Source organism: Embleya sp. NPDC020630 (assembly GCF_044334985.1).
Classification (GTDB): Bacteria; Actinomycetota; Actinomycetes; order Streptomycetales; family Streptomycetaceae; genus Embleya.
This window is the reverse complement of the sequence record NZ_JBIRUB010000005.1, coordinates 453348-476938: the sequence shown is the minus strand read 5'-3', so window position 1 is coordinate 476938 and position 23591 is coordinate 453348. Positions and strand designations below refer to the sequence as shown.

Here is a 23591-nt window from a genome sequence, read left to right as displayed (position 1 = left end):
CTTTTTCCGTGCGGCGGCTTCGCCGTGATGTGGTACGCGTCGGGGTGCCCGGCCGGCCCGCGTGGATCCACGCGGGCCGCTCGGGCGTGCTCGGTCCTGCTCCTGCCTGGGTGAGCGCGCTGTGCCGGCTCAGGAGATGCCGAGTTCGTTGTCGATGAAGTCGAAGAGTTCGTCGTCCGTACCCGCGCCGAGTCGGGCGATCACCGCCGAGGTCGGATCCTGCGGGGCGTCGACGCCGAGCCGGCCGAGCAGCCCGTACAGCCGGGCGACCGCATCGGTGCGAAAGCCCTCGTCGGGACCGGCCCCGGCGTCCAGCAGGTCGGTCAACGACACCTGCCAGCGATCGAGTTCGGCGAGCAGTCGGCCGCCGTCCGGGACGGCCGGGGCCGGGGCGAGCAGGTCACGCAGGTGCTCGGCCAGCGCGATCGGGGTGGGGTGGTCGAAGGCCAGCGTGGAGGGCAGGTCCAGGCCGGTGCCGGCGTTGATCCGGTTGCGCAGCTCGATCGCGCCGAGCGAGTCGAACTCGGCCTCCAGAAAACCGCGTTCGGGTGCGATGGAGGCGGGTCCGTCGTGGCCGAGCACGGCCGCGGCGGTCTGGCGCACGAACAGCAGGAGTTCGCGACGCTGTTCGTCGACCGGGCGACCCGCGAGGCGATCGCGCAGGCCGACGGCGGGTTTGCGGCTGCTCCGGGCCGCGCCGCGCTGGGCGGGCACCCGGGCCTGGCCGGCCGCGCGGGTCAGGCCGGCGAGTACGCCGGCGGCCGCGTCCGGGCGCAGTGTGCCGGTGTCGATGCGGGCCGCGATCGGTGCGGGCAGCGGGGTGTCCAGGGCCCGGTCCAGCAGGTCGAGGGCGGTGTCGGTGCGCATCGGGGCCAGGCCGCTGCCCGCGAGCCGGCGCCGGTCGACGTCGGTCAGGTGTGCGGCCAGGCCGCCCGCCTCGGCCCAGTGGCCCCAGCCGATCGAGGTGGCGGCCAGGCCGAGGCTGTGCCGGTGGTGGGCGAGCGCGTCGAGGAAGGTGTTGGCCGCGGCGTAGGCGCTCTGCCCGGGGTTGCCGAGTACGCCGACGGCGGACGAGTAGAGCACGAAGGCGGACAGGTCCAGGTCGGCGGTGAGCGTGTGCAGGTGCCAGGCGGCGTCGACCTTGGGCCGCAGTACGGCGTGCAGGCGGTCGGGGTCGGTGCCGGTGAGCGCGCCGTCGGCGACCACACCGGCGGTGTGCACGATCGCGGTCAGCGGGTGTGCGGTCGGGATGCCGGCCAGCAGCTCGGCGAGCGCTGTCGGGTCGGCCACGTCGCACGCGGCGATCTCGACCGTGGCACCGGCGGTCGCCAGTTCGGCGCGCAGTTCGGCCGCGCCGGGGGCGGCCGGGCCGTGCCGGCCGACCAGGAGCAGGTGTCGAGCGCCGTGTTCGGCGACCAGGCGGCGGGCGGCGAGGGCACCGAGGGTGCCGGTGCCGCCGGTGATCAGGACCGTGCCGGCGGGGTCGAAGGGGGTGGGGGTGGGCGCGATGGTGAGGACGAGTTTGCCGGTGTGGCGGGCCTGGCTCAGCCGGCGCAGCGCCGGGATCGCGTGTCGGGCGTCCCACGCGGTGACCGGCAGCGGGGTGAGCGTGCCGGTCGCGAACAGCGGGGCCAGGGCTCGCAACATGCGCGCGACGTGCGCGGGGTCCAGGGTCAGCAGGTCGAAGGCCCGGTAGTCGACCCCTGGGTGTGCTGCGCGCACCTGGGCCGGGTCGCGCGGGTCGGTCTTGCCCAGTTCGACGAATCGGCCGCCGCGGGCGAGCAGTCGCAGGGAGGCATCGGTGAACTCGCGGGCGAGCGCGTTGAGCACGATGTCGACGCCCCGGCCTGCGGTGGTGTCCCGGAAGCGGTCCTCGAAGTCGAGGGTGCGGGAGGAGGCGATGCGCTCGTCGGGCAGGCCCTGGGCGCGCAGCGTGGGCCACTTGGCCGGGCTCGCGGTGCCGTGTACGTCGGCGCCCAGGTGTCGGGCGAGTTGTACGGCGGCGGTACCGACCCCGCCGGTGGCGGCGTGTACCAGGACCGATTCCCCGGCGCGCAGCCCGGCCAGTTCGACCAGGCCGTGGTAGGCGGTCAGGAACGCCACGGGCACGGTGGCGGCCTGGGCGTACGTCCACCCGGTCGGGATCGGGGTGAGCAGGCGGTGGTCGACCACGGCCCGGGACCCGAGCACACCGGGCAGCAGGCCCATCACCCGGTCGCCGACCGCGAGTTCCGTGACGTCCGGGGCGACTTCGAGGACCCGGCCGGCGCCCTCCGCGCCGATCCGGGCGGCGCCGGGGTAGACACCGAGGGCGATCAGCACGTCGCGGAAGTTCAGCCCGGCGGCGCGCAGCGCGATCCGGACCTGGCCGGGCGCCAACGGCGCGGCGGCCTCGGGGGCCGGCAGCATCGCGACGTTGTCGATCGTGCCCGGTTCGGTGACGTCGAGCCGCCACGGTTCGTCGGCGCGCGGTGGCTCCAGCGCGTCGTCGGGGCGCACCCGGGCCAGCCGCGGCGTGAGGATGTCGCCGCCGCGCAGCGCGAGTTGCGGCTCGGGTGCGGCCAGTGCGGCGGGCAGTGCGGCGAGCGAGTCGGGATGGGTGTCCAGGTCGAGCACGCGCAGCCGGCCCGGGTGTTCCCCGGCGGCGGCCCTGACCAGGCCCCACAGACCGGCGGTGGTCGGGTCGCGCACATCTTCGCCGGGGTGGGTGGCGATCGCCTCGCGGGTGATCAGGACCGGTGTGATGTCGCCGAGTTCGGGGTCGGCCAACCAGGAGCCCAGGAGCGTTGCGGCCCGCTCGGTGACCGCGTGTGTGGCCACGACGGTGCCCAGTTCCGGGATCGGCCGGGCGAACGGGACCAGCACACGGGCGGGGCGGGGGGCGCCGGCGGCCAAGGCGGCCCGCAGCGCGTCGAGGTCGGAGTGGAACACCACCGACCGGTCGTCGGCTTCGGCGAACGCGGTGAGACCGAGCGGGTCGGTGGGCTCGCCGAGGATGACCCAACGGCCCTGCTCCGCCGTCGACTCGCCCGGCGGCACGGGCATCCAGTCGACCCGGTACCAGAAGTCCGCGGCCGAGTCCGGGCCCGAACCCGGGTCGGAGCCCGGTCGGGTCGCGAGCCGGTCCGCCGGGATCGCGCGCAGCGTGAGCCGGTCGATCGTCACGACCGGCGTGCCCTGGTCGTCGGTGGCGGTCAGGGCGATCGTGTCCGGGCCGATCGGGCTGATCCGGACCCGCAGTTCACGGGCGCCGTCGATGTGCGCGGTGGCCCCGGCCCAGGCGAACGGCAGCCGGGTGGGCGCGGCCGGGTCGGAGCCGGGCAGCAGCGCCACCACGGCGTGCAGCGCGGCGTCGAGCAGCGCGGGGTGGACCCGGTGGCCGATCTCCTCGACGTGGTCGGGCAGTTCCACCTCGGCGAGCAGGTCGTCGCCGGCCCGCCAGGCGGCGATCAGGCCCTGGAACGCCGGGCCGTAGTGGTAGCCCAGGGCGGCAAGGCGGTCGTAGACGTCGTCGACGTCGATCGGGCTCGCCCCGGGTGGCGGCCACGCGGTGTCGTTCGGTGCGGGGGTCGTGTCCCGGGCCGGGTCCAGTCGGCCGGTGGCGTGTCTGGTCCAGGTCTCGGTGTCGGCGGCCCGCGAGTGTACGGTCAGCGCCCGGGTGCCGTCCGGCTGTTCGGCGCCGACGGCGAGTTCGATCCGGACCGGCTCCGCGTCGGGCAGCACCAGCGGTGCGGCCAGCACGAGTTCGCCGATGCCGCCGGCGCCGCTCTGTTCGGCGGCGTACAGCGCGAGGTCGACGAAGGCGGTGCCGGGCAACAGGACCGTGTCCTGGACCGCGTGGTCGGCGAGCCAGGGTCGGTTCTTGGTGGACAGGGTCCCGGTCCAAACCCGGCCGGAGCCGTCCGCGCGGGTCAGATCCGCGCCCAGGAACGGGTGTTCACTCGGGTCGAGACCGGCCGAGGTCGCGTCGGTGCTCGCCCGGGACGTGTCCAGCCAGTACCGGCGACGTTGGAACGCGTAGGTGGGCAGGTCGACCCGGCCGATCTCGCGCCCCTCGCGGCGTGTCGCGGTCCAGTCGACGGGTGTGCCGGTGACGTGCAGCCGGGCCAGCGCGTGGGTGAACGTCGCCGGTTCGGGGCGGTCGGCACGCAGCGCGGCGACCACGACCGCCGACGGGTCGTCCAGGTTCGCCAGGGCGAGCGCGGTCAGCACGGCGTCGGGGCCGAGTTCGAGGAAGGTGGTGGTGCCGAGGTCGGCGAGTCGGCGGATGCCGTCGCAAAAGCGCACCGCCTCGCGGATGTGCCGGACCCAGTAGTTCGGATCGGCGAGTTCGGCGGCGTCGGCGAGGTCCCCGGTCAGGTTGGACACGATCGGGATGCGCGGCGCGCCGAAGCGTATACCCGCCGCCACCGCGCGGAACTCGTCCAGCACGGCGTCCATGTGCGGGGAGTGGAACGCGTGGCTCACCCGGAGTCGTTTGCTCTTGCGACCGGCGGTCCGCCACCGGTCGGCGAGCGCTTCGACGAGGTCGGCCGTACCCGAGATCACCACCGAGTCGGGGCCGTTCACCGCCGCGATACCGACCTCGGTGGGGTGGCCGGCGATCAGGGCGGCGATCTCGTCCTCGGTGCCCTGGAGCGCGACCATCGCACCGGTGGCGGGCAGTTGGCCCATCAGACGGCCCCGGGCGACGACCAAGGCGGCGGCGTCCGGGAGGTCGAGCACGCCGGCGATGTGGGCCGCGGTCAGTTCGCCGATCGAGTGGCCGATCAGGTGGTCGGCACGCACTCCGTACGCCTCGGCGAGGCGGTACAGCGCGGTCTCGATCGCGAACAACGCGGGTTGGGTGTGAGCGGTTTCGCCGAGCATCGCGGCCTCGGCACTTCCCGGTTCGGCGAACAGCAGGTCGCGCAGCGGGCGTTCGAGGGCCGCGTCCAGGTATTTCAGCGTCTCGTCCAGGGCGCGGGCGAACACCGGTTCGGCGGCGTAGAGTTCGCGGCCCATGCCGATGCGCTGGCTGCCCTGGCCGCTGAACAGCACGGCGAGCGGCGCGCTCGGGCGGGCGACTCCCTCGATCAGGTTGGCCGCGTCGAGGCCGTCGACGAGCGCGTCGAGCCCGCGCACCAGGTCGTCCCGTCCGTTGCCGGTGATCACCGCACGGTGCGCGAGGGTGTCCCGGGTGCCGGCCAGGGCCAGGGCCAGGTCGCCGAGCGCGAGGTCGGGTCGCTGGGCCAGGTGTGTCCGCAGCCGGGCGGCCTGAGCGGGCAGCGCGTCCTCGCTCGCGGCGGACAACGTCCACGGCCCGGCGTCGTCCCGGGCCGCCTGGGTCGGCGGCGCCTCGATCGGGGCCTGCTCCAGGATCACGTGCGCGTTGGTGCCGCTGATCCCGAACGAGGACACCGCGGCGCGGCGCGGCCGGTCGGTGTCGGGCCAGGGGGTGGGCTCGGCGAGCAGACGCACCCCGCCCCGGGCCCAATCCACGTGCGGCGACGGTGCGTCCAGGTGCAGCGTGCGCGGGAGTTCGCCGTGTCGCATGGCCTCGATCAGCGCGATCACGCCGGTGACGCCGGCGGCGGCCTGGGTGTGTCCGAGGTTGGACTTGACCGAGCCGACCAGCAGCGGTCGATCGGCCGGCCGGTCCGCGCCGTACGTGGACAGCAGCGCCTCGGCCTCGATCGGGTCACCCAGAGTGGTGCCGGTCCCGTGCGCCTCGACCGCGTCGACCTCGGCCGCGCTCAGCCCGGCGTCGTGCAGCGCGGCGCGGATCACCCGCTGCTGCGCGGGCCCGTTGGGCGCGGTCAGGCCGTTGGACGCGCCGTCCTGGTTGATCGCGCTGCCCCGCAGCACGGCGAGTACGGGATGCCCGTTGCGGCGCGCGTCGGAGCGGCGCTCAAGGAGAACCAGGGCCGCGCCCTCGGCCCACGCTGTACCGTCCGCGGCGGCGGCGAACGGCTTGCAGCGGCCGTCGGGGGCGAGCCCGCGCTGCCGGCTGAACTCGGTGAACATGCCGGGCGTGGACATCACGGTGACGCCGCCGGCCAGCGCGAGGGTGCACTCGCCCGCGCGCAACGAACGCGCCGCCAGGTGCAGCGCGACCAGGGACGACGAGCACGCGGTGTCGATCGTGAGCGCCGGGCCCTCCAGGCCGAGGGTGTACGCGAGCCGCCCGGACGCGACGCTGGTCAGCGCGCCGGTGAGCAGGTGTCCGGCGTGGTCCTCGGATGCCTCGTGCAGGCGCGGCCCGTACTCCTGCGGCATGGTGCCGACGAAGACGCCCGCCCGGGTGCCGCGCAGTGTGCTCGGGGCGATGCCCGCCCGCTCGACCACCTCCCACGCGGTCTCCAGGAGCAGCCGCTGCTGCGGATCCATCGCGGCGGCCTCGCGCGGGCTGATCCCGAAGAAGCCCGCGTCGAAGGTGTCGGCGGCGGGCAGGAACCCGCCCGCGCGTACGTAGGTCGTCCCGGGTCGGCCGTGCTCGAGGTCGGGGTCGTGGAGCGCGTCGAGGTCCCAGCCACGGTTGGTCGGGAACGGGCCGATGGTGTCGGTGCCGGTCGCGAGCAGGTCCCACAGCGCCTCGGGGGTGTCCGCGCCGCCGGGCCACCGGCCGCCGGCCGCGACGATGACGATCGGATCGTCCTCGGGCGCGGCCGGCGCCGGGCCGGTCCCGGGCGCGCCGGCATCCGCGGGCACGGTGCCGGCCGTGCGGTGCGCGAGATGGCCGGCGACGGCCCGGGGGGTCGGGTGGTCGAACGTCAGCGAGGCGGACAGCGCGGTCCCGCTCGCGGCGGCCAGCCGGTCGCGGAACTCCAGCGCGCCGACCGAGTCGAAGCCGAGGTCCTTGAAGGTGCGATCGGGGTCGACCGCACCGGGGCCGGCGTGGCCGAGCACGACGGCGGCGGTGGCGCGGACGAGGACGAGGGGGTCGAGGGCGGTGCGTCCGGGGTCGTCGCTGTGGTGCGAACCGCCGTCGCTGCTTGAGGAGTTACCGGCACCAATGCCCTCGGTTCGCACGGATCCGGCTGCCCCGCCCGCCGGCGCCGCCGTCGGTTCCGCGATCCAGTGCGCTGTCGGCAGGAAGGCGTACGTGGGCAGTTCGGTCCGTCGGGCGTCGGCCGGCAGCGCGGCGGTCCAGTCCACGGGAACGCCGTGGACGTACGCCTGGGCGAGCGAGGTCAACAACCGGCGTGCCCCGCCGTCGTCGCGCCGCAGCGTGCCCACCGTCAGCGCCGCGGTGGCATCCTCGGCGCCGGCTCCGTCGAGGATCTGCCGAAGTCCCATGGTCAACACGGGGTGCGGACTCGCCTCGACAAAGGCGCGCCGGCCGTCGGCGAGCGCGGCGCGGACCGCGTCCTCGAAGCGCACGGTGCCGCGCAGGTTGCGATACCAGTAGTCGGCGTCGAGCCCGGCGGTGTCCAGCGGGCCGCCGGTGACCGTGGAGTAGAACGTGACGTCGCTCGATGCCGGTGCGAGTCCGTCGAGTTCGCGGGCCAGGTCGACGCGCAGCGGCTCCACGTGGGCCGAGTGCGAGGCGTAGTCGACCGGGATGGACCGGACGTCGACGCCCGCCTCGGTGTAGTCGGCGAGCAGCTTGTCCAGCGCGTCGCGGTCACCGGAGACCACGGTGGACGAGGGGCCGTTGATCGCTGCGATCGCGATCCGGCCGGCCTGTACGCCGGGCGCGGCGCGCACCTCGTCGGCCGGGAGCGGTATGGAGGCCATGCCGCCACCGAGCGCGAGGCCGGCCAGGAGCCGGCTGCGCCGGGCGACCAGACGCGCGGCATCGGCCAGGGTGAGCGCGCCGGCGATGTGCGCGGCGGCGATCTCGCCCTGCGAGTGGCCGATCACCGCGTCCGGGCGCACGCCGAACGCCTCCCACAGGCGGGCCAGCGACACCATCACGGCGAACAGCGCGGGTTGTACGACGTCGACGCGGTCGAGCCCGGGTGCCCCGGGCACGTCCCGCAGGACGTCGTGCGGCGACCAGTCGACGTGCGGCGCGAGCGCGTCCGCGCAGGCCTCCAGGTGTGTCGCGAACACCGGCGATTCGGCCCGGAGTTGCCGAGCCATGCCGATCCACTGGGAGCCCTGGCCGGGGAAGACGAACACGGTGGAGGTGTGCGGGTGGGCGACGCCGGTGACCGCGCCGGCGCTGGGCAGACCGGCGGCCGACGCGGCGGCGGCTTCGCGGAGTTCGGCCGCGTCCTCGCCCAGGAGCACTACCCGGTGGGTGAATGCGGTGCGGTGGGCAGCGAGGGTGAGTGCGACGTCCTCGGGCGCGGCGTCCACCGTCGCGAGCCGGCCGGCCTGGCCGGGCAGCGCGCGCGGGTCGCGGGCGGACAGCGGCCACGGCAGGACGGAGGCGACGAGCGCACGGGGGCCGTCGGGCGCGGAATCCGGGGCCACCGCCGCGGGCGCCTCGCCCACCACCACATGGCAGTTCGTACCGCCCATCCCGAACGAGCTGACCCCCGCGAGGAGCGGCCGATCCGGGTGCGGCCACGGTCCCGCTTCGGTCTGCACCCGCAGTCCGTTCCCGGCCGGGTCGATCGCCGGGTTCGCGGTGGTGTGGTGCAGGGTCGCGGGCAGCGTACGTCGGCGGATTCCGAGTACCGTCTTGAGCAGTCCGACGATGCCGGAAGCGCCCTCCAGGTGACCGATGTTGGTCTTCACCGAGCCCACCGCGAGCCGGTCCGCGCCGGTGCGGCCGGTGCCGTAGGCGGTGCCGAGCGCGGCGGCCTCGATCGGGTCGCCGACGCGCGTGCCGGTGCCGTGCAGTTCGACGTACTGGATCCGGTCGGGCGCCACCCCGGCGGCGGCCGCGGCGCGGCGCAGCACCTCGGTCTGGGCGCCGACGTCCGGCACCGTGAGGCCGTCGGTGTCGCCGTCGCTGGTGACCGCGCTGCCGTGGATCACCGCGTGGATCGGGTCGCCGTCGGCCAGCGCCCGGTCCAGCGGCTTGAGCAGCAACACCGCGCCGCCCTCGCCGCGTACGAAGCCGTTGGCGCGGGCGTCGAAGGTGAACGAGCGGTGGTCCGGGGACAACGCGCCGAAACGTTCCGCGGCGACGGTGCTCTCCGCCGCCAGGTTCAGGTGCACGCCGCCGGCGAACGCGACGGTGGACTCGCCGCTGCGCAGGCTCTCGCAGGCCAGGTGTACCGCGACCAGCGAGGAGGATTGCGCGGTGTCGACGGTCAGGCTCGGGCCGTGCAGGTCCAGGGCCCAGGACAGGCGGTTGGCGATCAGCGCTCGGGCGACGCCGGTGAAGGTGTGCCGGGTGATCGCGTCGGTTCCGTACCGGTGCACCACGGTGGACCAGTCGCCGGCGATCGCGCCGACGAACACGCCGGCCCGGGTGCCCGCGAGGGATCCGGGCAGGAGGCCGGCGTCTTCGGCGGCCTCCCACCCGAGTTCGAGGGCCAGCCGCTGGTGCGGGTCCATCGCGTCGGCCTCGCGTGGCGAGATGCCGAAGAACGCCGCGTCGAAGGTGTCCACCCGGTCGAGGTAGCCCCCGGGCCGCAGCTCCGCGCCGCGCCGGCGCTCGGTGCCCGCCTCGCCGACGGCGTCCACACCGTCCGCGAGGAGCCGCCAGAACGCGGCGGGGTCGGCGGCGCCCGGCAGCCGGCAGGCGGTTCCGATGACGGCGATCGCGGCGCCGTGCCGATCGCGGTCGCCGGCGGTGTTCTCACTGGTCGTCATCATCGCGGAGTGTCGCCCCCCATGCCGAACGGTCCGATCCCGAACGGCGACGAGTGCGCCGAACGACCTCAGGATTCGTCCGGCGCACCCCGCCCGAATACCCCTGTCGATCCCCTACCGACCCCATAGCGGAAGGGGTCCGAAACGACCCCTGTCGGGGCATGCGGAGGGCCGCCGCGCCGGATGCGCGGCGGCCCTCGGTCGTGCTCCCCGATCGGGGTCGATTCAGCCCGCGATCTCCTCCTCCAGCCAGGGCGGGAGGTCCAGTCGGCGGGCCACCCCGAGTTTGCGGTACACCCGGGTCAGGTGTTGTTCGACGGTGCTGACCGTGATGAACAGCCGGCGGGAGATCTCCCGGTTGGTCTGGCCCTGGGCGGCCAGCGCCGCGACGCGGCGTTCGGCGTCGCTCAGACCCGCGCCGGGCTGCTCGTCGGCGCCCGGGGAGGCGCTCGCGGAGTGGCTCGGGGAGGCGCTCCGGGACACCGCCGGCAACGTGATGCGAGCCGTTTCGCGGTGCTCGGGCCGCCCGGGGCGTTCGGCGATCCGGTCCGCCTCGCGGTTCGTCGCGGGTTCGTGGATCGGCGCCGGCTCGGGTGTCGTGCCGCGCAGGCGAGATATCGCACCGTCCCGGTCGGGTACGGCGGCCAGCCGGTCGGTACGCGACAGGGTGTGCGGCAGCTCGGCCCGGCACACCTCGGACAGGTGTCGGGCACGTCGGGCCGCCCGTCGGGCCCGGCCGAAGTCGCCCAGTTCGCGGTAGGCGTTGCCGAGTTGGGCGAACACCAGGGACAACTCGAAGCGGTCACCGCAGGCCTGGAGTTCGCGGATCGCCTCCCACAACAGCGCCGGGCGGCGCCGCAGTTCGACCACGGACGCCTGCACGCCGAGCGCGAGCCCCCGGGTGCGCGACGGTTCATCCGCGAGCCGGTCGAACTGTTCGGCCAACAACTCGCGGGCCGCGTCGTGGTCGCCGAGGTGTACGTGGGCCCGGGCCGCCTCGACCCGCCAGGGCACCAGGCCGGGCAGGTCGATCCGCCACGCCGTCATCAGCTCGCCGCAGGACAGGAAGTCGTGCAGCGCCGCGTCGGCGCGGCCGGTGGCCAGGTTGTACCGCCCGCAGGCATGCAGGTAGTGCAGCCCGGCCGGGGTGTGGAACATCGCTCCGGGGACCGGGAGTTCGAGCAGCCGGGCGGCCTGCTCCCGGTCACCGCGCGCGACCGCGGCGACGATCCGGGCGGCCAGCGGAACCCCTACCGCCACTCCCCAGCCCTCGGGGGCGATCCGGGTCAGCGCGGTCGCGGCGCTCTCCTCGGCGCCGAGCAGGTCGCCCTGGCGCACGGTGATCTCGCCGAGCACCGCCGAGAACAGCGCGTGGGCGATCGGGCTGCGCCGACCGGCCGCCCGGTCGATCAGCGCCACGCACCACTCCTGGGCCTCGGCGGCCCGGTCGGCGTAGACCAACGCGGTCAGCGCGGAGGTGAGCGACTCCACCGTGGCGTCCTCCAGGCGCGCGCCGCGCAGGATGCGCTCGGCCCGGTCGCAGACCCGGTCGGCGTCGAGCCGGCCGGCCAGGACGTCGGTGAGCAGGTCCAATCCCTCGATCCGGCCGATGGTCGCGGGCAGCGGGGACACCTCGGTCCCGTATTCGGGCAGGCCCGCGTCGACGGCCGGGTACCAGTACTTGAGCCAGAACCGGGCGGCCCGGGTCTCGGCGGCGGTGACCCAGTCGGCCGACTCGCCGGGCGCGCACGATTGCCGACCCGCCTCGATCACGATCCTGGCCTCCTCGAGCCGGCCGTACCAGGCGAGGTAGCGCACGCACGCCAGGGCGTCCCGGCCGCTGAGCCGCCCGTCGCGCACCGCGGCGGCCAGCCACGGCACGTGTCGCGCGGCGGCGGCCGGGTTGACCAGCCACTCCAGTCCGATCAGGAAGGCCTTGATCGACACCCGGGTGCATTCGTCCGGGGCGATGCGTTCGGCCAGCTTGAGGTAGTCGACGGCGAGGCGCAGATCGCCCTCGGCGACCACCGCCTCGGCCGCCTCGCGCAGCGTGCGCACCGCCCACGGCGCGCGGAACTCCCCGGCGCCCGCGAGGTGTTTGGCCACCGCCTCGGACGGCGCGCCGTCGATGTGTCGCAGCGTCGCGGCCCGGCCGTGTCCACGTTCGCGCTCCGGCCGGGTCATCGTGTTCAGCACGGCCGCACGGGCGCGGTCGTCGCGAAATCGTCCGCAGGCGACCAGTCCGGCGTCGTTGAGGGTGCGGGCCGCCCGGGTGGCGGTGGCGGGTTCGAGGCCGACCAGTTCGGCCAGACCCTCGCTCGTACCCGACTCGCCGAGCAGGGCCAGGCCGCGCGCGACCTCCACGGTGGCCGGGTCCAGGCGGTACAGGCAGCCGACCAGGGCTCGGCAGTAGGCGTCGGCCGCGGTCGCCCGGAGCGGGCGCCGGGCACTGTCGGAGCGCTGTCCCGCGCCCATGTCCTCCAGTAAGGCTCGGATCAACAGCGGGTTTCCGCCCGTGAGTTCGAGCACATCGGCGGTCAGCCGGGCGGCGGCGGTCGGGCCGACGGCGGGTTCGAGCAGTTCGCCGACCGAGACGCGGCCGAGCAGGCCGAGTCGGATCCGCCCGTGGTGCGGCTGGCGTTCGACGTCGGCGGAGAAGGCGGCGAACGCCGCCGAGGGGGCCGCGGCGTACTCGCGTTCGCCGAGCAGGACCAGCACCCGTGCGGTGCGGATCCGCCGGATCAGGTGGGCCAGGAACTGCAACGACACCGGGTCGGCGTGCTGGATGTCGTCCACGACCACCACGACCGGTCGCGACTCGGCCAACGTCAGTACCACCGCCGACAGTTCGTGCACCGCCCGCACCGTGGTGGCGTCCAACGCGTCGGTGCCGCCGAAGGCGGCGGTATGGGCCCCGTCCTCCAGGAGCCGGTCGATCCGGGCCGGATCCTCGTCGGCGAGCGGGACCGACTGGAGCAGTTGGCGCACCACCCCGAGCGGAAAGTCCTGCTCCATCGGGGTACCGATGGCACGCAGGAACAGCGCCTCGTCGGCGGCGGGCCGCTCGGCGAAGGCGTGCAGGAGCGCGGTCTTGCCGACCGCCACGGGCCCGCAGACAGTGGTCGCGCCGCCGACCCCGGTCGCGCAGCGGGCCCGGGCGGTATCCAGTCGGCTGAGTTCCTCGGTTCGCCCCACGAAAAACACGTGCCACTCCCCCGGCGGAAATCCAAGTGTTTCCGCTTGTTGAATTAGCTATTGCCTCTGATTAACATTTGCGCACGCCGGGGACACGTCGGGGCCGCGGCGTCGCGGAATATCCCGGTTCGGCGGCTCGTCGGCACACAACGGCCGAAACAGGTGTTATCGGGCCCGATCCGCGGGGGCCGCCGGGCCTGCCGACGCGCCGAGGCGACCTCGGCCGTCGGGGTGGGGTCGATCCGACCCCGGTCGAGTCACGGAGGATTCAGCGACACAGCCCGCTGGACATGCGGGCGAGGTCCACGTCGAGGCGGGACACCAGCGCGAGGCGCCAGGCGCTCGCTCCACGGGTCCCCTGCACGGCCGTCTCCGAAAAAGAAGTGGAAGAGTCCGGAATCGGTGATTCGGACTTTCGCTCCATAGCTGACCGGCAGTCTAGAAATCTGCCCGCGTCGCGTCAACACGAAGGTCTCGCGAAAGAAAGGCGACATGCGGACGCGAGGATCACCCCGTCCGCACGCGCAAGGGTCGGTAGGGGTCCGCTAGGGGTGCTGGGCGTCCCGACGGCGCGGCTAGTTTCCTCAGGGCCGGGGCAGCTGTTCGCCCCGCTCTGCGCCGCTTCGTGGCATCCCCGACTCTCGACAGGACTCGACCATGCGCGTCATCCGACCACGCCTACCCAGAATCGTCGGAGCGGCCCTGGCCGCCGCGTTCGTCCTGTCGGCCTGTTCCTCCACCGCGAAGACGGGCCCGAACGCGGCGGAGCCGGCGGCGGGACCGCCGGTCAAGGGCGGATCGGTGACGGTGGCGATCAACACCGAGCCCACGTGCTTCGACATCCATGTCAGCCCCCAGGACATCACGGCGTCCATCCAACGCAACGTGTTCGACTCGCTGGTCGCCGAGGACGAGCAGGGCAACTTTCAGCCCTGGCTGTCCACTTCGTGGGAGGTCGCACCGGACCTGACCCACTACACATTCAAGTTGCGCACCGACGTGAAGTTCACCGACGGCACCACGTTCGACGCGAACGCGGTCAAGGTCAACTTCGACCGGATCGCGGCCAAGACCACCAAGTCGCAGTACGCGGCGAGTCTGCTCGGCCCCTACGCCGGCACCGAGGTGCTCGACCCGGCGACGGTGAAGGTCTCCTTCACCAAGCCGTTCGCTCCCTTCCTCCAGGCCGCGAGCACCGCCTACCTGGGCTTCTACTCACCGCAGACGCTCGCCGCCAACGGCGACAAGCTGTGCGCGGGCGGACCACAACTGGTGGGCACCGGCCCGTTCCGCTTCGCCGCGCACACCAAGGGCCAGAGTCTGACCCTGGAGAACAACCCCGCGTACAACTGGGCACCGGCCGGTGCCAAACACCAGGGCGCCGCCTACCTGGACAAGCTGACGTTCCGGTTCCTGACCGAGGACTCGGTCCGGGTCGGCGCGTTCGCCGGCGGCCAGGTGGACATCGCCGGGTCGATCCCGCCGGTCAACGTCAAGGGCCTGGAGGGGCGTTCGGACGTACGCGTGCTGCGCCACGACTTCGCGGGCGCGGTCTACAGCCTCTTCCTGAACACCACCCGGGCGCCCTTCGACGACGAACGGGTGCGGCGGGCCGTTCAGCGCGCGATCAACATCGGGCCGAACGTCCAGTCCATCTACTTCGACCAGTACAAGCGGGCCTGGGGCCCGTTGGGCCCGGCCACGCCGGGCTACGACAAGGCACTGGAGAACTCCTGGCCGTACGACCCGGCGCTGGCGGGCCGGTTGCTGGACGAGGCCGGGTGGACGGGCCGGGACGGCGACGGATACCGGACCCGCGACGGCAAACGTTTGAGCGTGCAGTGGCCCAGCGCGCCCGCCGCGGTGCGCGAACAGCGCGACATCCTGGCCCAGGCCGTGCAGTCGGACCTGAAGAAGATCGGCGTCGAGGTGCAGCGGCCGGCCCTGGACCTGGGCGCGTTCACCACGAACGCCTACGCGGGCAAGTACGACGTGCTGGACATGAGCTGGGCGCGCTTCGAACCCGACGTGTTGCGGCTGTACTTCAACTCGGCCAACCTGCCCAGCACCGGTGGGCAAAACGCGGCCTGGCTGAGCAACCCGCAGATCGACCAGTGGACGGACGCGGCGGCGGCGACGCTGGACCGGCCCACCCGCGACCGGCTGTACGCGCAGACCCAGGGCTGGGTGATCGAACACGCGGCGGTGGTCCCGCTCTACGCGGCCACCACGATCTTCGCCACCGGCAAGCACGTCAACGGACTGCGCCTGGACCCCAACGCCTGGCCGCTGTTCCACGACGTGTGGAGCGCGCGGCGATGAGTTCCCCACCGACGATGGCGGACGCGCCGACCCCGGTCGACGCGTCCGCCCCGGCCGAGGCCGCGGCGTCCGCCGATCCGCCGGGCCCGCCGCGCCCGCCGCGGCTGCTGCGCGCGATCGGCGCCCGGCTGGTGGCCGTGGCCTCCGTGCTGCTCGGCGCGGCGACGCTCGCCTTCGTCGGGCTCAAGTTGCTGCCGGGCGATCCGGTGGCCACGCTCCTGGGCCCGCAGACCACCGCGTCGCCCGCCGTACGGGCGCAGATCCGCGCCGACTACGGCTTCGACGAACCGGTCCTTGGGCAATACCTGCACTATCTGGGCGAGTTGTTGCACGGCCGACTCGGCGAGTCCTATCAGCTCCAGCAACCCGTCTCCGCCCTGATCGGCGAGCAGTTCCAACCGACCCTTGAACTGGCCTCGGCAGCCCTCGGGTTGGCGGTGGTGATCGCCGTGGTCTCGGCGATCACCACCGCCGGGCGCCGGTCCGGGCTGCGTTCGGCGTTGAGCGCCTGGGAGTTGGTCGCGGTCTCCACGCCGTCGTTCTGGCTGGGCATCGTGTTGCTCACCGTGTTCTCGTTCCGACTCCAGTGGTTCCCGGTGGCCGGCACCGAGGGTGTACAGACCCTGGTGCTGCCGGCCGTGACACTCGCGCTGCCGATCGCGGGGGTGTTGGCCCAGGTGTTGCGCGAGGGCCTGGAGACGGCGCTGGCCGAGCCGTTCGTGGTCACCGCACGAGCGCGCGGGCTGAGCCGGATCGCGGTGCGCGTGCGGCACGCGTTCCGGCACGCGGCGATTGCGCTGCTGACCCTGTCGGGTTGGCTGACCGGCACCCTGCTCGGCGGCACCGTACTGGTCGAGAAGGTCTTCGCCCGACCCGGGATCGGCGCGCTGACCCTGCAATCGGTGAACACCAAGGACATGCCGGTGGTGATGGGCGTCGTCCTGCTCGCCGCCCTGGTGTTCGTGGTGATCTCGCAGGTCACCGATCTGCTCTACCTCGTCATCGATCCACGGCTGCGGAAGGGGTGACCCGATGGCCCAGGCAACGATCGAGAGCGTGCGGCCGGTACGGATCCGGCGACGCGGCCGGGTCGGCCCCGGCGTGGCGTGCGCACTCGCCGTCCTCGTGCTGTTCGCGCTGATCGGCCTAGCCCCGGGGTGGTTCACCGACACCTCGCCGATCGAGACCGACCCGCTCGCCGCGCTCCAAGGGCCCGGCGCCGAGCACTGGTTCGGCACCGACCAGCTCGGCCGGGACGTATTCGCACGGGTGCTGCACGGCGCCCGCCCCTCGCTGCTGCTCGGCCTGGGCGCCACGGTGTTCGCGCTGATCGGCGGCACGCTGTGGGGACTGGCCTCGGCCCTGGGCGGGCGGGTCGCCGATCAGGTGGGGATGCGGCTGGCCGACATCATGCTGTCGCTGCCCGAGTTGTTGCTCGCGCTGTTCGTGGTCACCCTGCTCGGGCGCGGCACGGTCGACGTGATGGTCGCGGTGGCGGTGGCGGCCATGCCCGGCTATGCGCGGCTGGTCCGCGCGGAGGCGCTGGTGGTGCGCCGATCGGGTTATGTGGAGGCGGCGGCCGGCCTCGGCCTGCGTCGCGGGGTGCTGATCGTCCGGCACGTGTTGCCGAACGCGATCGGGCCGCTCCTGGTGCTCGGCACGGTCGGCTTCGGCACCTCGCTGATCTACGCGTCCGGGCTCAGCTTCCTGGGCCTGGGCGCCCAACCGCCGTCCCCCGAGTGGGGCGCGATGCTCTCCGAGGGGCGCGGCTTCCTGGAGACCGCGTGGTGGATCGGGGTGTTCCCCGGCGCCGCGGTGACCTGCGCGGTGATCGCGGTGAACGTGGCCGGCCGACACGCCCGCGCCCGCTTCGCCGGAGGGACTGCCCGATGAGCACGCATACCACCGACCTCGCCCCCGCCTCGAACCCGCACTCGGCCTCGGCCACGCCCCTCCTGGTCGTGGACGGGCTCGACGTCGCCTTCCCCGGCCGCGAACCGGTGGTGCGGGACGTTTCGTTCACCCTCGACCGCGGCGAATGCCTGGCCGTGGTGGGCGAATCCGGCTCCGGGAAGAGTGTCACCGCCCGCACCCTTGTCGGACTCACCGGCGGCGGCGCCCGGGTGACGGCCCGTCGGCTGTCCTTCGACGGCACCGACCTGACCGCGCTGTCCGAGAAGCGGTGGCGTGCGCTGCGCGGGCGGCGGATCGGTCTGGTGCTCCAGGACGCGCTGGTCTCGCTCGATCCGCTGCGCACCGTCGGTTCCGAGGTCGCCGAGGCGCTGCGGACGCATGCCGTGTTGCCGCGCGGGCAGGTCGGTGCCCGAGTGCTCGAACTGCTCACCGACGTCGGCATCCCGGATCCGGCCCGGCGGGCCCGGCAGTATCCGCACCAGCTCTCCGGCGGCCTGCGTCAACGTGCGCTGATCGCCTCGGCGCTGGCCGCCGGGCCGGAACTGCTGCTCGCGGACGAGCCGACCACCGCGCTCGACGTGACCGTGCAGGCCCAGGTCCTCACGCTGCTCGGCCGGCTCCGGGACGAGGGCACGTCGGTGCTGATGATCAGCCACGACCTGGCGGCGGTGGCCCGGCTGGCCGATCGGGTCGCGGTGATGTACGCGGGTCGCATCGTCGAACACGGGCCCACCGAGCAGGTCTTGGCCGAGCCGGAGCACTCGTACACGCGGGCGTTGCTCGCGGCGGTGCCGACCGGCCGGGCCAAGGGCACCCGGCTGTCCGCGCCGGTCGGCCGCACCCGGCCGGCGACCCCACCCGCGCCCCCGGTCGGCGACGTCCTGCTCGACGTGACCGGCATCGGCAAGAGTTTCCGCGGTCCGGACGGGACCCGGCACCACGCGGTCCGCGACGTGTCGTTCGCCGTTCGTGCCGGCGAAACCCTCGGGGTGGTCGGCGAGTCCGGCTCCGGCAAGACCACGGCCGCGCGGATCGTACTGGGGTGGGAGCGCCCCGACACGGGGGCCGTGCGTTTCCGGGACGCCCCGTGGAGCACGCTGCCGGAGTCCGCGCGAAGGGCCTCGCGCGGCCGGATCCAGGCGGTGCAACAGGATCCGCTCGGCTCGTTCGACCCCCGGTATTCGGTGGCCCGCATCCTCGGCGAAGCGGTCGCCGCCGCCGGTCTGCCGGGCGGGCGGCTGCGCCCCACCCGCGCCGCGCATCGGGCCCGGGTGGCCGAACTGCTCGATCTGGTGGGCCTGTCCACGGACCTGCTCGCACGTCGGCCGCGCGACATGTCCGGCGGTCAGCGGCAACGCGTGGCGATCGCACGCGCGTTGGCGCCCTCGCCCGAGTTGATCGTCTGCGACGAGCCGGTCTCCGCGCTGGATGTGTCCATCCAGGCGCAGATCCTCGACCTGCTCGCCGACCTGCGGGCCGAACTGGGCCTGGCGCTGCTGTTCATCTCGCACGACCTGGGCGTGATCCGGCACGTCAGCGATCGCATCCTGGTGATGAAGGACGGCCGGGTGGTGGAGAGCGGGGACGCCGAGCGGGTGTTCACCCGGCCCGAGGCGCCCTACACCCGGGAGTTGCTGGCGGCGATACCGCGTCCGCCCGGACCCGTCGACGGCGCAGCACCAGACGCCGCGCCGGAACCGGCGAAGCGTACGGCCGGGCGGGTGCTCAGCGGCGGGGCGCTGCCGTGATCGGGCCGGACGCGCGGGTGCCCGCCCCGGCGACGGACGCGGGTGGATCGGCGGGTTCCGCGCGCGGGGTGAACGCGCGCAGGAACGTGGTCACCCCGGCGGTCACCGCGCGATGCAGGGCCGCGTCGTCAACGGGCCGGGTGCCGAGCGCGGTGAGTGTGGGCAGGTCGCCGGAGATCAGCGCGAGGAACTGGTTCGCGGCGGTGACCGGGTCGTCGATGTCCAGGTGTCCGCCGTGCGCGAGCCGGGCCAGTCGACCGGCCAGGGCGTCGACGATCCGGACCGTGCCGCCCTCGCGGATCGTGTCGTACAGGTCCGGGAAACGGGCCGCCTCGGCGTACACCAGGCGCTGCAACGCCCAGCCCTTCTCGCCGGCCTGGCACTGCACCACGCGGTGCGCGATCGCGGTCAGGCGCGGATGCAGTTCCTCGGCGTCGGTCGGGAACGCCTCCAGGGCGGTCAGGATCCGGCCGCTGGATTCGATCGCGGCCTCGACCACGACGGTGCGGAAGAGGTTCTCCTTGCCGCCGAGGTGGTTGTAGATGGTCGGCTTGGACACGCCCGCCTCGGCGGCGATCGCGTCGATCCCGGCGAGTGTGTAGCCCTCGCGCGTGAACACCGCCTCGGCGGCGGCCAGGATCGCCCGCCGCTTGTCGATCCGGCCGCGGGTGGCGGCGGGGGCGGCGGGTGGCGGGGGCGTCGACCGTCTCGTTTCCTCGACCATGTTGCGACGTTACCAGACGTGCTGTTAATTTTTACTCGCGAGTTTAGTTAACTGATCTCATCGGTAACTTGGAGGCGTACATGCCCGCCGCACCCCCCGATCCAGAGACCAAGATCGATGGACCACTCCTGCGCCTGATGCTGGTGATGCTGCTCGGCGGCGTGATGGGCATCCTCGACACCACGATCGTCAACGTCGGCATCGACACCCTCGGCGCCCACTTCGACGCACCGCTGGAAACCATCGAATGGGTGGCCACCGGCTACCTGTTGGCCCTCGCCGCGACCGTGCCGCTGGCCGGTTGGGCGGCGGGCCGCTTCGGCGGCAAGACCGTCTGGCTGACCGGCCTGATCGTCTTCCTCGCCGGCTCCGCGCTGTCCGCCCTCGCCTGGAACGCGGGCAGCCTGATCGCCTTCCGGGTGATCCAGGGTGTCGGCGTCGGCGCCCTGGAGCCGACCCTGCTGACCATGCTGGCCGTCGCCGCCGGACCCAAGCGGGCCGGAAAGATGATCGGCATCGTCGGCGCGGTGGTCACCCTCGGTCCGATCCTGGGCCCGGTGCTCGGTGGTGTGCTGCTCGAACACGTCGACTGGCGCTGGATGTTCATCATCAACCTGCCGATCGGCCTGGTCGCTCTGGCGCTGGCGTACCGGCAGATCCCCGCCGACCCGCCGCGCGAGGGCGACCCGCCGCCGCTGGACGCCCGGGGCATCGCGCTGCTGTGCCCGGGATTCGCGGTGGTCGTCTACGGCCTCTCCCAGGCCGCGGGCGACAGCGGCTTCGGGGCACCACGCGTGCTCGCGGCGCTGATCGCGGGCGTAGCGCTGATCGCCGGCTACGTCCTGCACGCGCTGCGCGCCGAGCACCCGCTGATCGACGTACGGCTGTTCCGGATCCGCGGCTTCGCCGGCGGCATCGGCGCGGTGTTCCTGACCGGCGTCCTGCTCTTCTCGCTGCTGTTCCTGATCCCGCTCTACTACCAACTGGCCCGGGACCGGGGTGTGATGGCGGCCGGTCTGCTGCTGGTGCCGCAGGGGGTCGGGGTGTGGATCGGCATGCCGATCGCCGGGCAGCTGTTCGACAAGGTCGGCGCCCGGGCGCTGATCCCGTTCGGCGGGGTGTTGGCCGCGCTGGGCATCCTGGGCTTCAGTACGGCCGATGGCGGCACCAACACTGGGCTGCTCGTGGGCTATTCGGTGGTGACGGGAGCGGGGCTCGGCTTCGTCGGGGCGCCCGCGATGTCGTCGGTGTTCGGCTCGGTAGCGCCCGAGTCGGTGCCCAGTGCCACGGCGGCGGTGTACCTGAGCAACCAGATCGGCGGCACGCTCGGCATCGCGATCGCCGCGCTGGTCCTGCAGAACCGCTCCGAGGCGCACACGGTCGTCCCGGCCTTCCAGGGCACGTTCGGCTATCTGATCGCGATCGCCCTGGTGGTCGGCGCGGTCGGGCTGGTGCTGCGCCGCGGTCCGGCGGCGGACGCGGCCGGCGCCGCCCCCGAGCCGGCACTTGCCGAAGCGGCGGAGGAAGGCGACGCGGCCCGGCCCGAACCCGCGCGCCAGGAAGCCTGATCGGCACCGGGCCCGGTTCGCGTCACCACGACTCGGCGACGCGAACCGGGCCCAGGATCCGGCGGGACCACTCGGCCCCGCCGCGTCTTCGGCATCGTTCCGGCGGTACGCGGGGCCGCAGTGACGCGGTTCACGCGCGCGGAGCCGAAAATCTTTGCGAACCGACCGTGAACACGCGCCGTTCGGCGTGTCCCAAGAGCACGTGACCCGACGGGGGTCGGCGCGACGGTGCACACGGGGGACACGATGGGCGATGGCAGACAAGCGGAAGCAGTTGTTCCGGTCGATCTGGGCAAGGATCACCGGGCGGCGACCGCTGCTCGAACGGGCATCGACGCGGAGCCGGCCCATCGGCCGGTGGAGCGATCCGGCGATGGGCCCGGCGACCGTCCCGGCAGCGCCGCATCGGCGGAGGAGCCGACCGGGGTGCTCTATCACCTGATCCGCTGGCCGATCCGCATCGTCGCGCTGATCGTGCTGTTGCCCGCCCGCCTGGCGTGGGAACTGCTGAAGGTGGCCGGGCGCGCGGTCCGGGACTGGGTGCTGGTCCCGGTGGGGCGGCTGGTCGCGGTGATCGGGCGCGGGTTGCGATGGTTGTTGTGGGACCGGCTCTTGGTACCGATCGCGTATGCGCTCGCGGTTGTCGGCCGGGGGCTGCGCCGACTGGTCGAGAACGTGCTGTGGCGCGGGCTGACGGCGGTTGCCCGGGTCGTGTGGCGCGGGTTGCGCTGGGCCGTGATGGGGCTGTGGCGCGGGGCGGCGGCGGTTGCCCGGGTGGTGTGGCGTGGGCTTCGCTGGGCCTTGATCGGGCTGTGGCGCGGGCTGCGGCTGGTCGGGAAGGGCCTCTGGCGGGGACTGCGGCTGCTCGGGCGGTACGGGATCGTGCTGCCGCTGCGGTGGCTTCGGGACGCGGTGTTGCGGCCCCTGGCCGCCGGGCTGGTCACGGCCGGTCGGTGGGTCGCCCATGCGCTCGGGCGCACGCTGTACTACCTCGTGCTGGTGCCCGGGCGGTGGTCGTGGCGCGTGGCTCGGGTGCTCGCGCGGGGATTCGGGCGGTGGCTGTACTACGTCCTGGTCGTGCCGGCGAAGGCGCTGTGGCGTGGCCTCGTCGCCTGCGGTCGGGTCGCGCTGCGCGGGGCGGGCGCCCTGCTTCGGGGTCTGGCGCTGGTGGGGCGCGGTGTCGTCGTCGTGCTTCGGTGGCTGGTGTTGATCCCCGCCCGGTGGGTGTGGCGCGGCGCGGTGGTGGTGACCCGGGCCGTCGGGCAGGGCCTGTACCACGGCGTGTTCGTCCCCGCTCGATGGCTCGCTCGCGGCTTCCTGCGCGGACTGCGCGCGACCGGGCGCGGAATCCGCGTCGGGTTCGTCGTGCTGGTGGCGCGGCCGGCGGCCTGGGTCTGGCGCCGGGGCATCCGCCTCGGCCGCGCGACCGGGCGCGGGCTGTACGTCCTGACCGTGCTGCCGGCGCGATGGGCCGGCCGCAAGGTCGTGCTTCTCGTCCGCCTGCTCGGCCGGGGCCTGTACGTCCTCACGGTGCTTCCCGCCCGGTGGGCCGGCCGCAAGGTCGTGCTCGTGGTCCGGTTCCTCGGCCGGGGGCTGCGGTTCGTGATCGTGCGGCCCGCGCTGTGGGGTGGGCGGCGGGCCCGGTCGGGTGCCCGGATGGCCGGTCGTGGGCTGCGGGCGACGGTGGTGCGGCCTTCGGCGTGGGTCGGTCGGGCGATCGTGGCGCCCGCCGGTCGGGCGGCCCGGCGCGCCTGGGGGCACACCGTCGTCCCGGTCCGGGCCGTGTTCCGCACCGTCTGGGAGCAGACGCGCCTGGCCGGCCGCGACGTACGCCGCGCGTTCGGCTTCCGCGGCCGCGGCTCCTCCGACGACAGGTAGCTCGATACCGCCATTTCGCCCCGTACCATCCCGAGAGGTCCCCCAATCATGGGGTGTCCATTGCCGACAGCGGCTTCTGGAATGGGACCAAATCTCGTTGAATGTCGTCGTGGATACGAATGTGGCGTCGATTCGGCGTGTGACGACGGTGGCCGATGTGCTCGCGGCCGGGGACCTGTTCGACGAACCGGTGCGCCCGGACTGGGCGGCCCGCTTCCTCGGCGAGGCGGGCCATCACATACTGCTCGCCTACGTGGCCGCCACCCCGGTCGGGATGGTCACCGGCGTCGAGACGACCCATCCCGACAAGGGCACCGAGATGTTCCTGTACGAACTGGCCGTCGCCGAAAGCCACCAGCGCCTCGGCATCGGCCGTGCCCTCACCGAAGCCCTGGCCGAACTGGCCCGCAAACGCGGCTGCTACGGCATGTGGGTGCTCACCGAACGCGACAACGTCGCCGCCATGGCCACCTACCGCTCCACGGCCCCCGCCACCGAATCCGACCACACCATGTTCGGCTGGACCTTCGACACCTGACCCCACCC

10 protein-coding genes are annotated in these 23591 nt (G+C 73.7%); 7 read left to right on the top strand and 3 right to left on the bottom strand.

The window, feature by feature from the left end:
* Positions 1-129: 129 nt before the first annotated feature.
* Together ACH4XV_RS20835 and ACH4XV_RS20830 are read right to left on the bottom strand one after the other, a co-directional pair.
* Positions 130-9696 (bottom strand): type I polyketide synthase, encoded by a 9567-nt coding sequence (locus ACH4XV_RS20835; protein ID WP_395791812.1) that lies wholly within the window; start codon positions 9694-9696, stop codon positions 130-132.
* Between the two features lie 225 nt (positions 9697-9921).
* Positions 9922-12900 carry an AAA family ATPase gene (locus ACH4XV_RS20830; RefSeq protein ID WP_395791810.1) on the bottom strand — a complete coding sequence of 993 codons (2979 nt, stop codon included), beginning with the start codon at positions 12898-12900 and terminating at the stop codon, positions 9922-9924.
* A 648-nt stretch (positions 12901-13548) separates the two neighbouring features.
* Here ACH4XV_RS20830 and ACH4XV_RS20825 point away from each other — a divergent pair.
* Genes ACH4XV_RS20825 through ACH4XV_RS20810 form a run of 4 tightly spaced genes read left to right on the top strand, consistent with a single transcriptional unit; the run spans position 13549 to position 18875 of the window.
* Positions 13549-15213 carry an ABC transporter substrate-binding protein gene (locus tag ACH4XV_RS20825; protein WP_395791808.1) on the top strand — a complete coding sequence of 555 codons (1665 nt, stop codon included), beginning with the start codon at positions 13549-13551 and terminating at the stop codon, positions 15211-15213.
* The gene (locus tag ACH4XV_RS20820; protein ID WP_395791806.1) at positions 15210-16241 is read left to right on the top strand and encodes an ABC transporter permease; all 1032 of its coding nucleotides are present in this window, start codon (positions 15210-15212) and stop codon (positions 16239-16241) included. Before ACH4XV_RS20825 ends, ACH4XV_RS20820 begins: the two co-directional genes overlap by 4 nt.
* 4 nt (positions 16242-16245) lie before the next feature.
* A complete protein-coding gene (locus ACH4XV_RS20815; RefSeq protein WP_395791804.1) occupies positions 16246-17106 on the top strand; it encodes an ABC transporter permease in 861 nt (286 codons plus the stop codon).
* A complete protein-coding gene (locus ACH4XV_RS20810) occupies positions 17103-18875 on the top strand; it encodes a dipeptide ABC transporter ATP-binding protein (RefSeq protein ID WP_395791802.1) in 1773 nt (590 codons plus the stop codon). Before ACH4XV_RS20815 ends, ACH4XV_RS20810 begins: the two co-directional genes overlap by 4 nt.
* Here ACH4XV_RS20810 and ACH4XV_RS20805 read toward each other — a convergent pair.
* Positions 18853-19599 (bottom strand): TetR/AcrR family transcriptional regulator, encoded by a 747-nt coding sequence (locus tag ACH4XV_RS20805; RefSeq protein WP_395791800.1) that lies wholly within the window; start codon positions 19597-19599, stop codon positions 18853-18855. The genes ACH4XV_RS20810 and ACH4XV_RS20805 overlap by 23 nt on opposite strands.
* Positions 19600-19679: 80 nt before the next feature.
* Between ACH4XV_RS20805 and ACH4XV_RS20800 the strand changes: the two genes are divergently transcribed.
* From ACH4XV_RS20800 to ACH4XV_RS20790, 3 genes are all read left to right on the top strand, one after another.
* Positions 19680-21167 carry a DHA2 family efflux MFS transporter permease subunit gene (locus ACH4XV_RS20800; protein WP_395791798.1) on the top strand — a complete coding sequence of 496 codons (1488 nt, stop codon included), beginning with the start codon at positions 19680-19682 and terminating at the stop codon, positions 21165-21167.
* Positions 21168-21524: 357 nt separating this feature from the next.
* A complete protein-coding gene (locus ACH4XV_RS20795) occupies positions 21525-23045 on the top strand; it encodes a hypothetical protein (protein ID WP_395791796.1) in 1521 nt (506 codons plus the stop codon).
* A gap of 109 nt (positions 23046-23154) precedes the next feature.
* Positions 23155-23583 carry a GNAT family N-acetyltransferase gene (locus tag ACH4XV_RS20790; RefSeq protein WP_395791794.1) on the top strand — a complete coding sequence of 143 codons (429 nt, stop codon included), beginning with the start codon at positions 23155-23157 and terminating at the stop codon, positions 23581-23583.
* Positions 23584-23591: the final 8 nt, after the last annotated feature.

Bases quoted from the DNA above. Each gene is read 5' to 3' on its own strand.
- ACH4XV_RS20835 (WP_395791812.1), bottom strand. From the start codon at position 9,696: ATGACGACCAGTGAGAACACCGCCGGCGACCGCGATCGGCACGGCGCC.
- ACH4XV_RS20825 (WP_395791808.1), top strand. From the start codon at position 13,549: ATGCGCGTCATCCGACCACGCCTACCCAGAATCGTCGGAGCGGCCCTG.
- ACH4XV_RS20820 (WP_395791806.1), top strand. From the start codon at position 15,210: ATGAGTTCCCCACCGACGATGGCGGACGCGCCGACCCCGGTCGACGCG.
- ACH4XV_RS20815 (WP_395791804.1), top strand. From the start codon at position 16,246: ATGGCCCAGGCAACGATCGAGAGCGTGCGGCCGGTACGGATCCGGCGA.
- ACH4XV_RS20810 (WP_395791802.1), top strand. From the start codon at position 17,103: ATGAGCACGCATACCACCGACCTCGCCCCCGCCTCGAACCCGCACTCG.
- ACH4XV_RS20805 (WP_395791800.1), bottom strand. From the start codon at position 19,599: ATGGTCGAGGAAACGAGACGGTCGACGCCCCCGCCACCCGCCGCCCCC.
- ACH4XV_RS20800 (WP_395791798.1), top strand. From the start codon at position 19,680: ATGCCCGCCGCACCCCCCGATCCAGAGACCAAGATCGATGGACCACTC.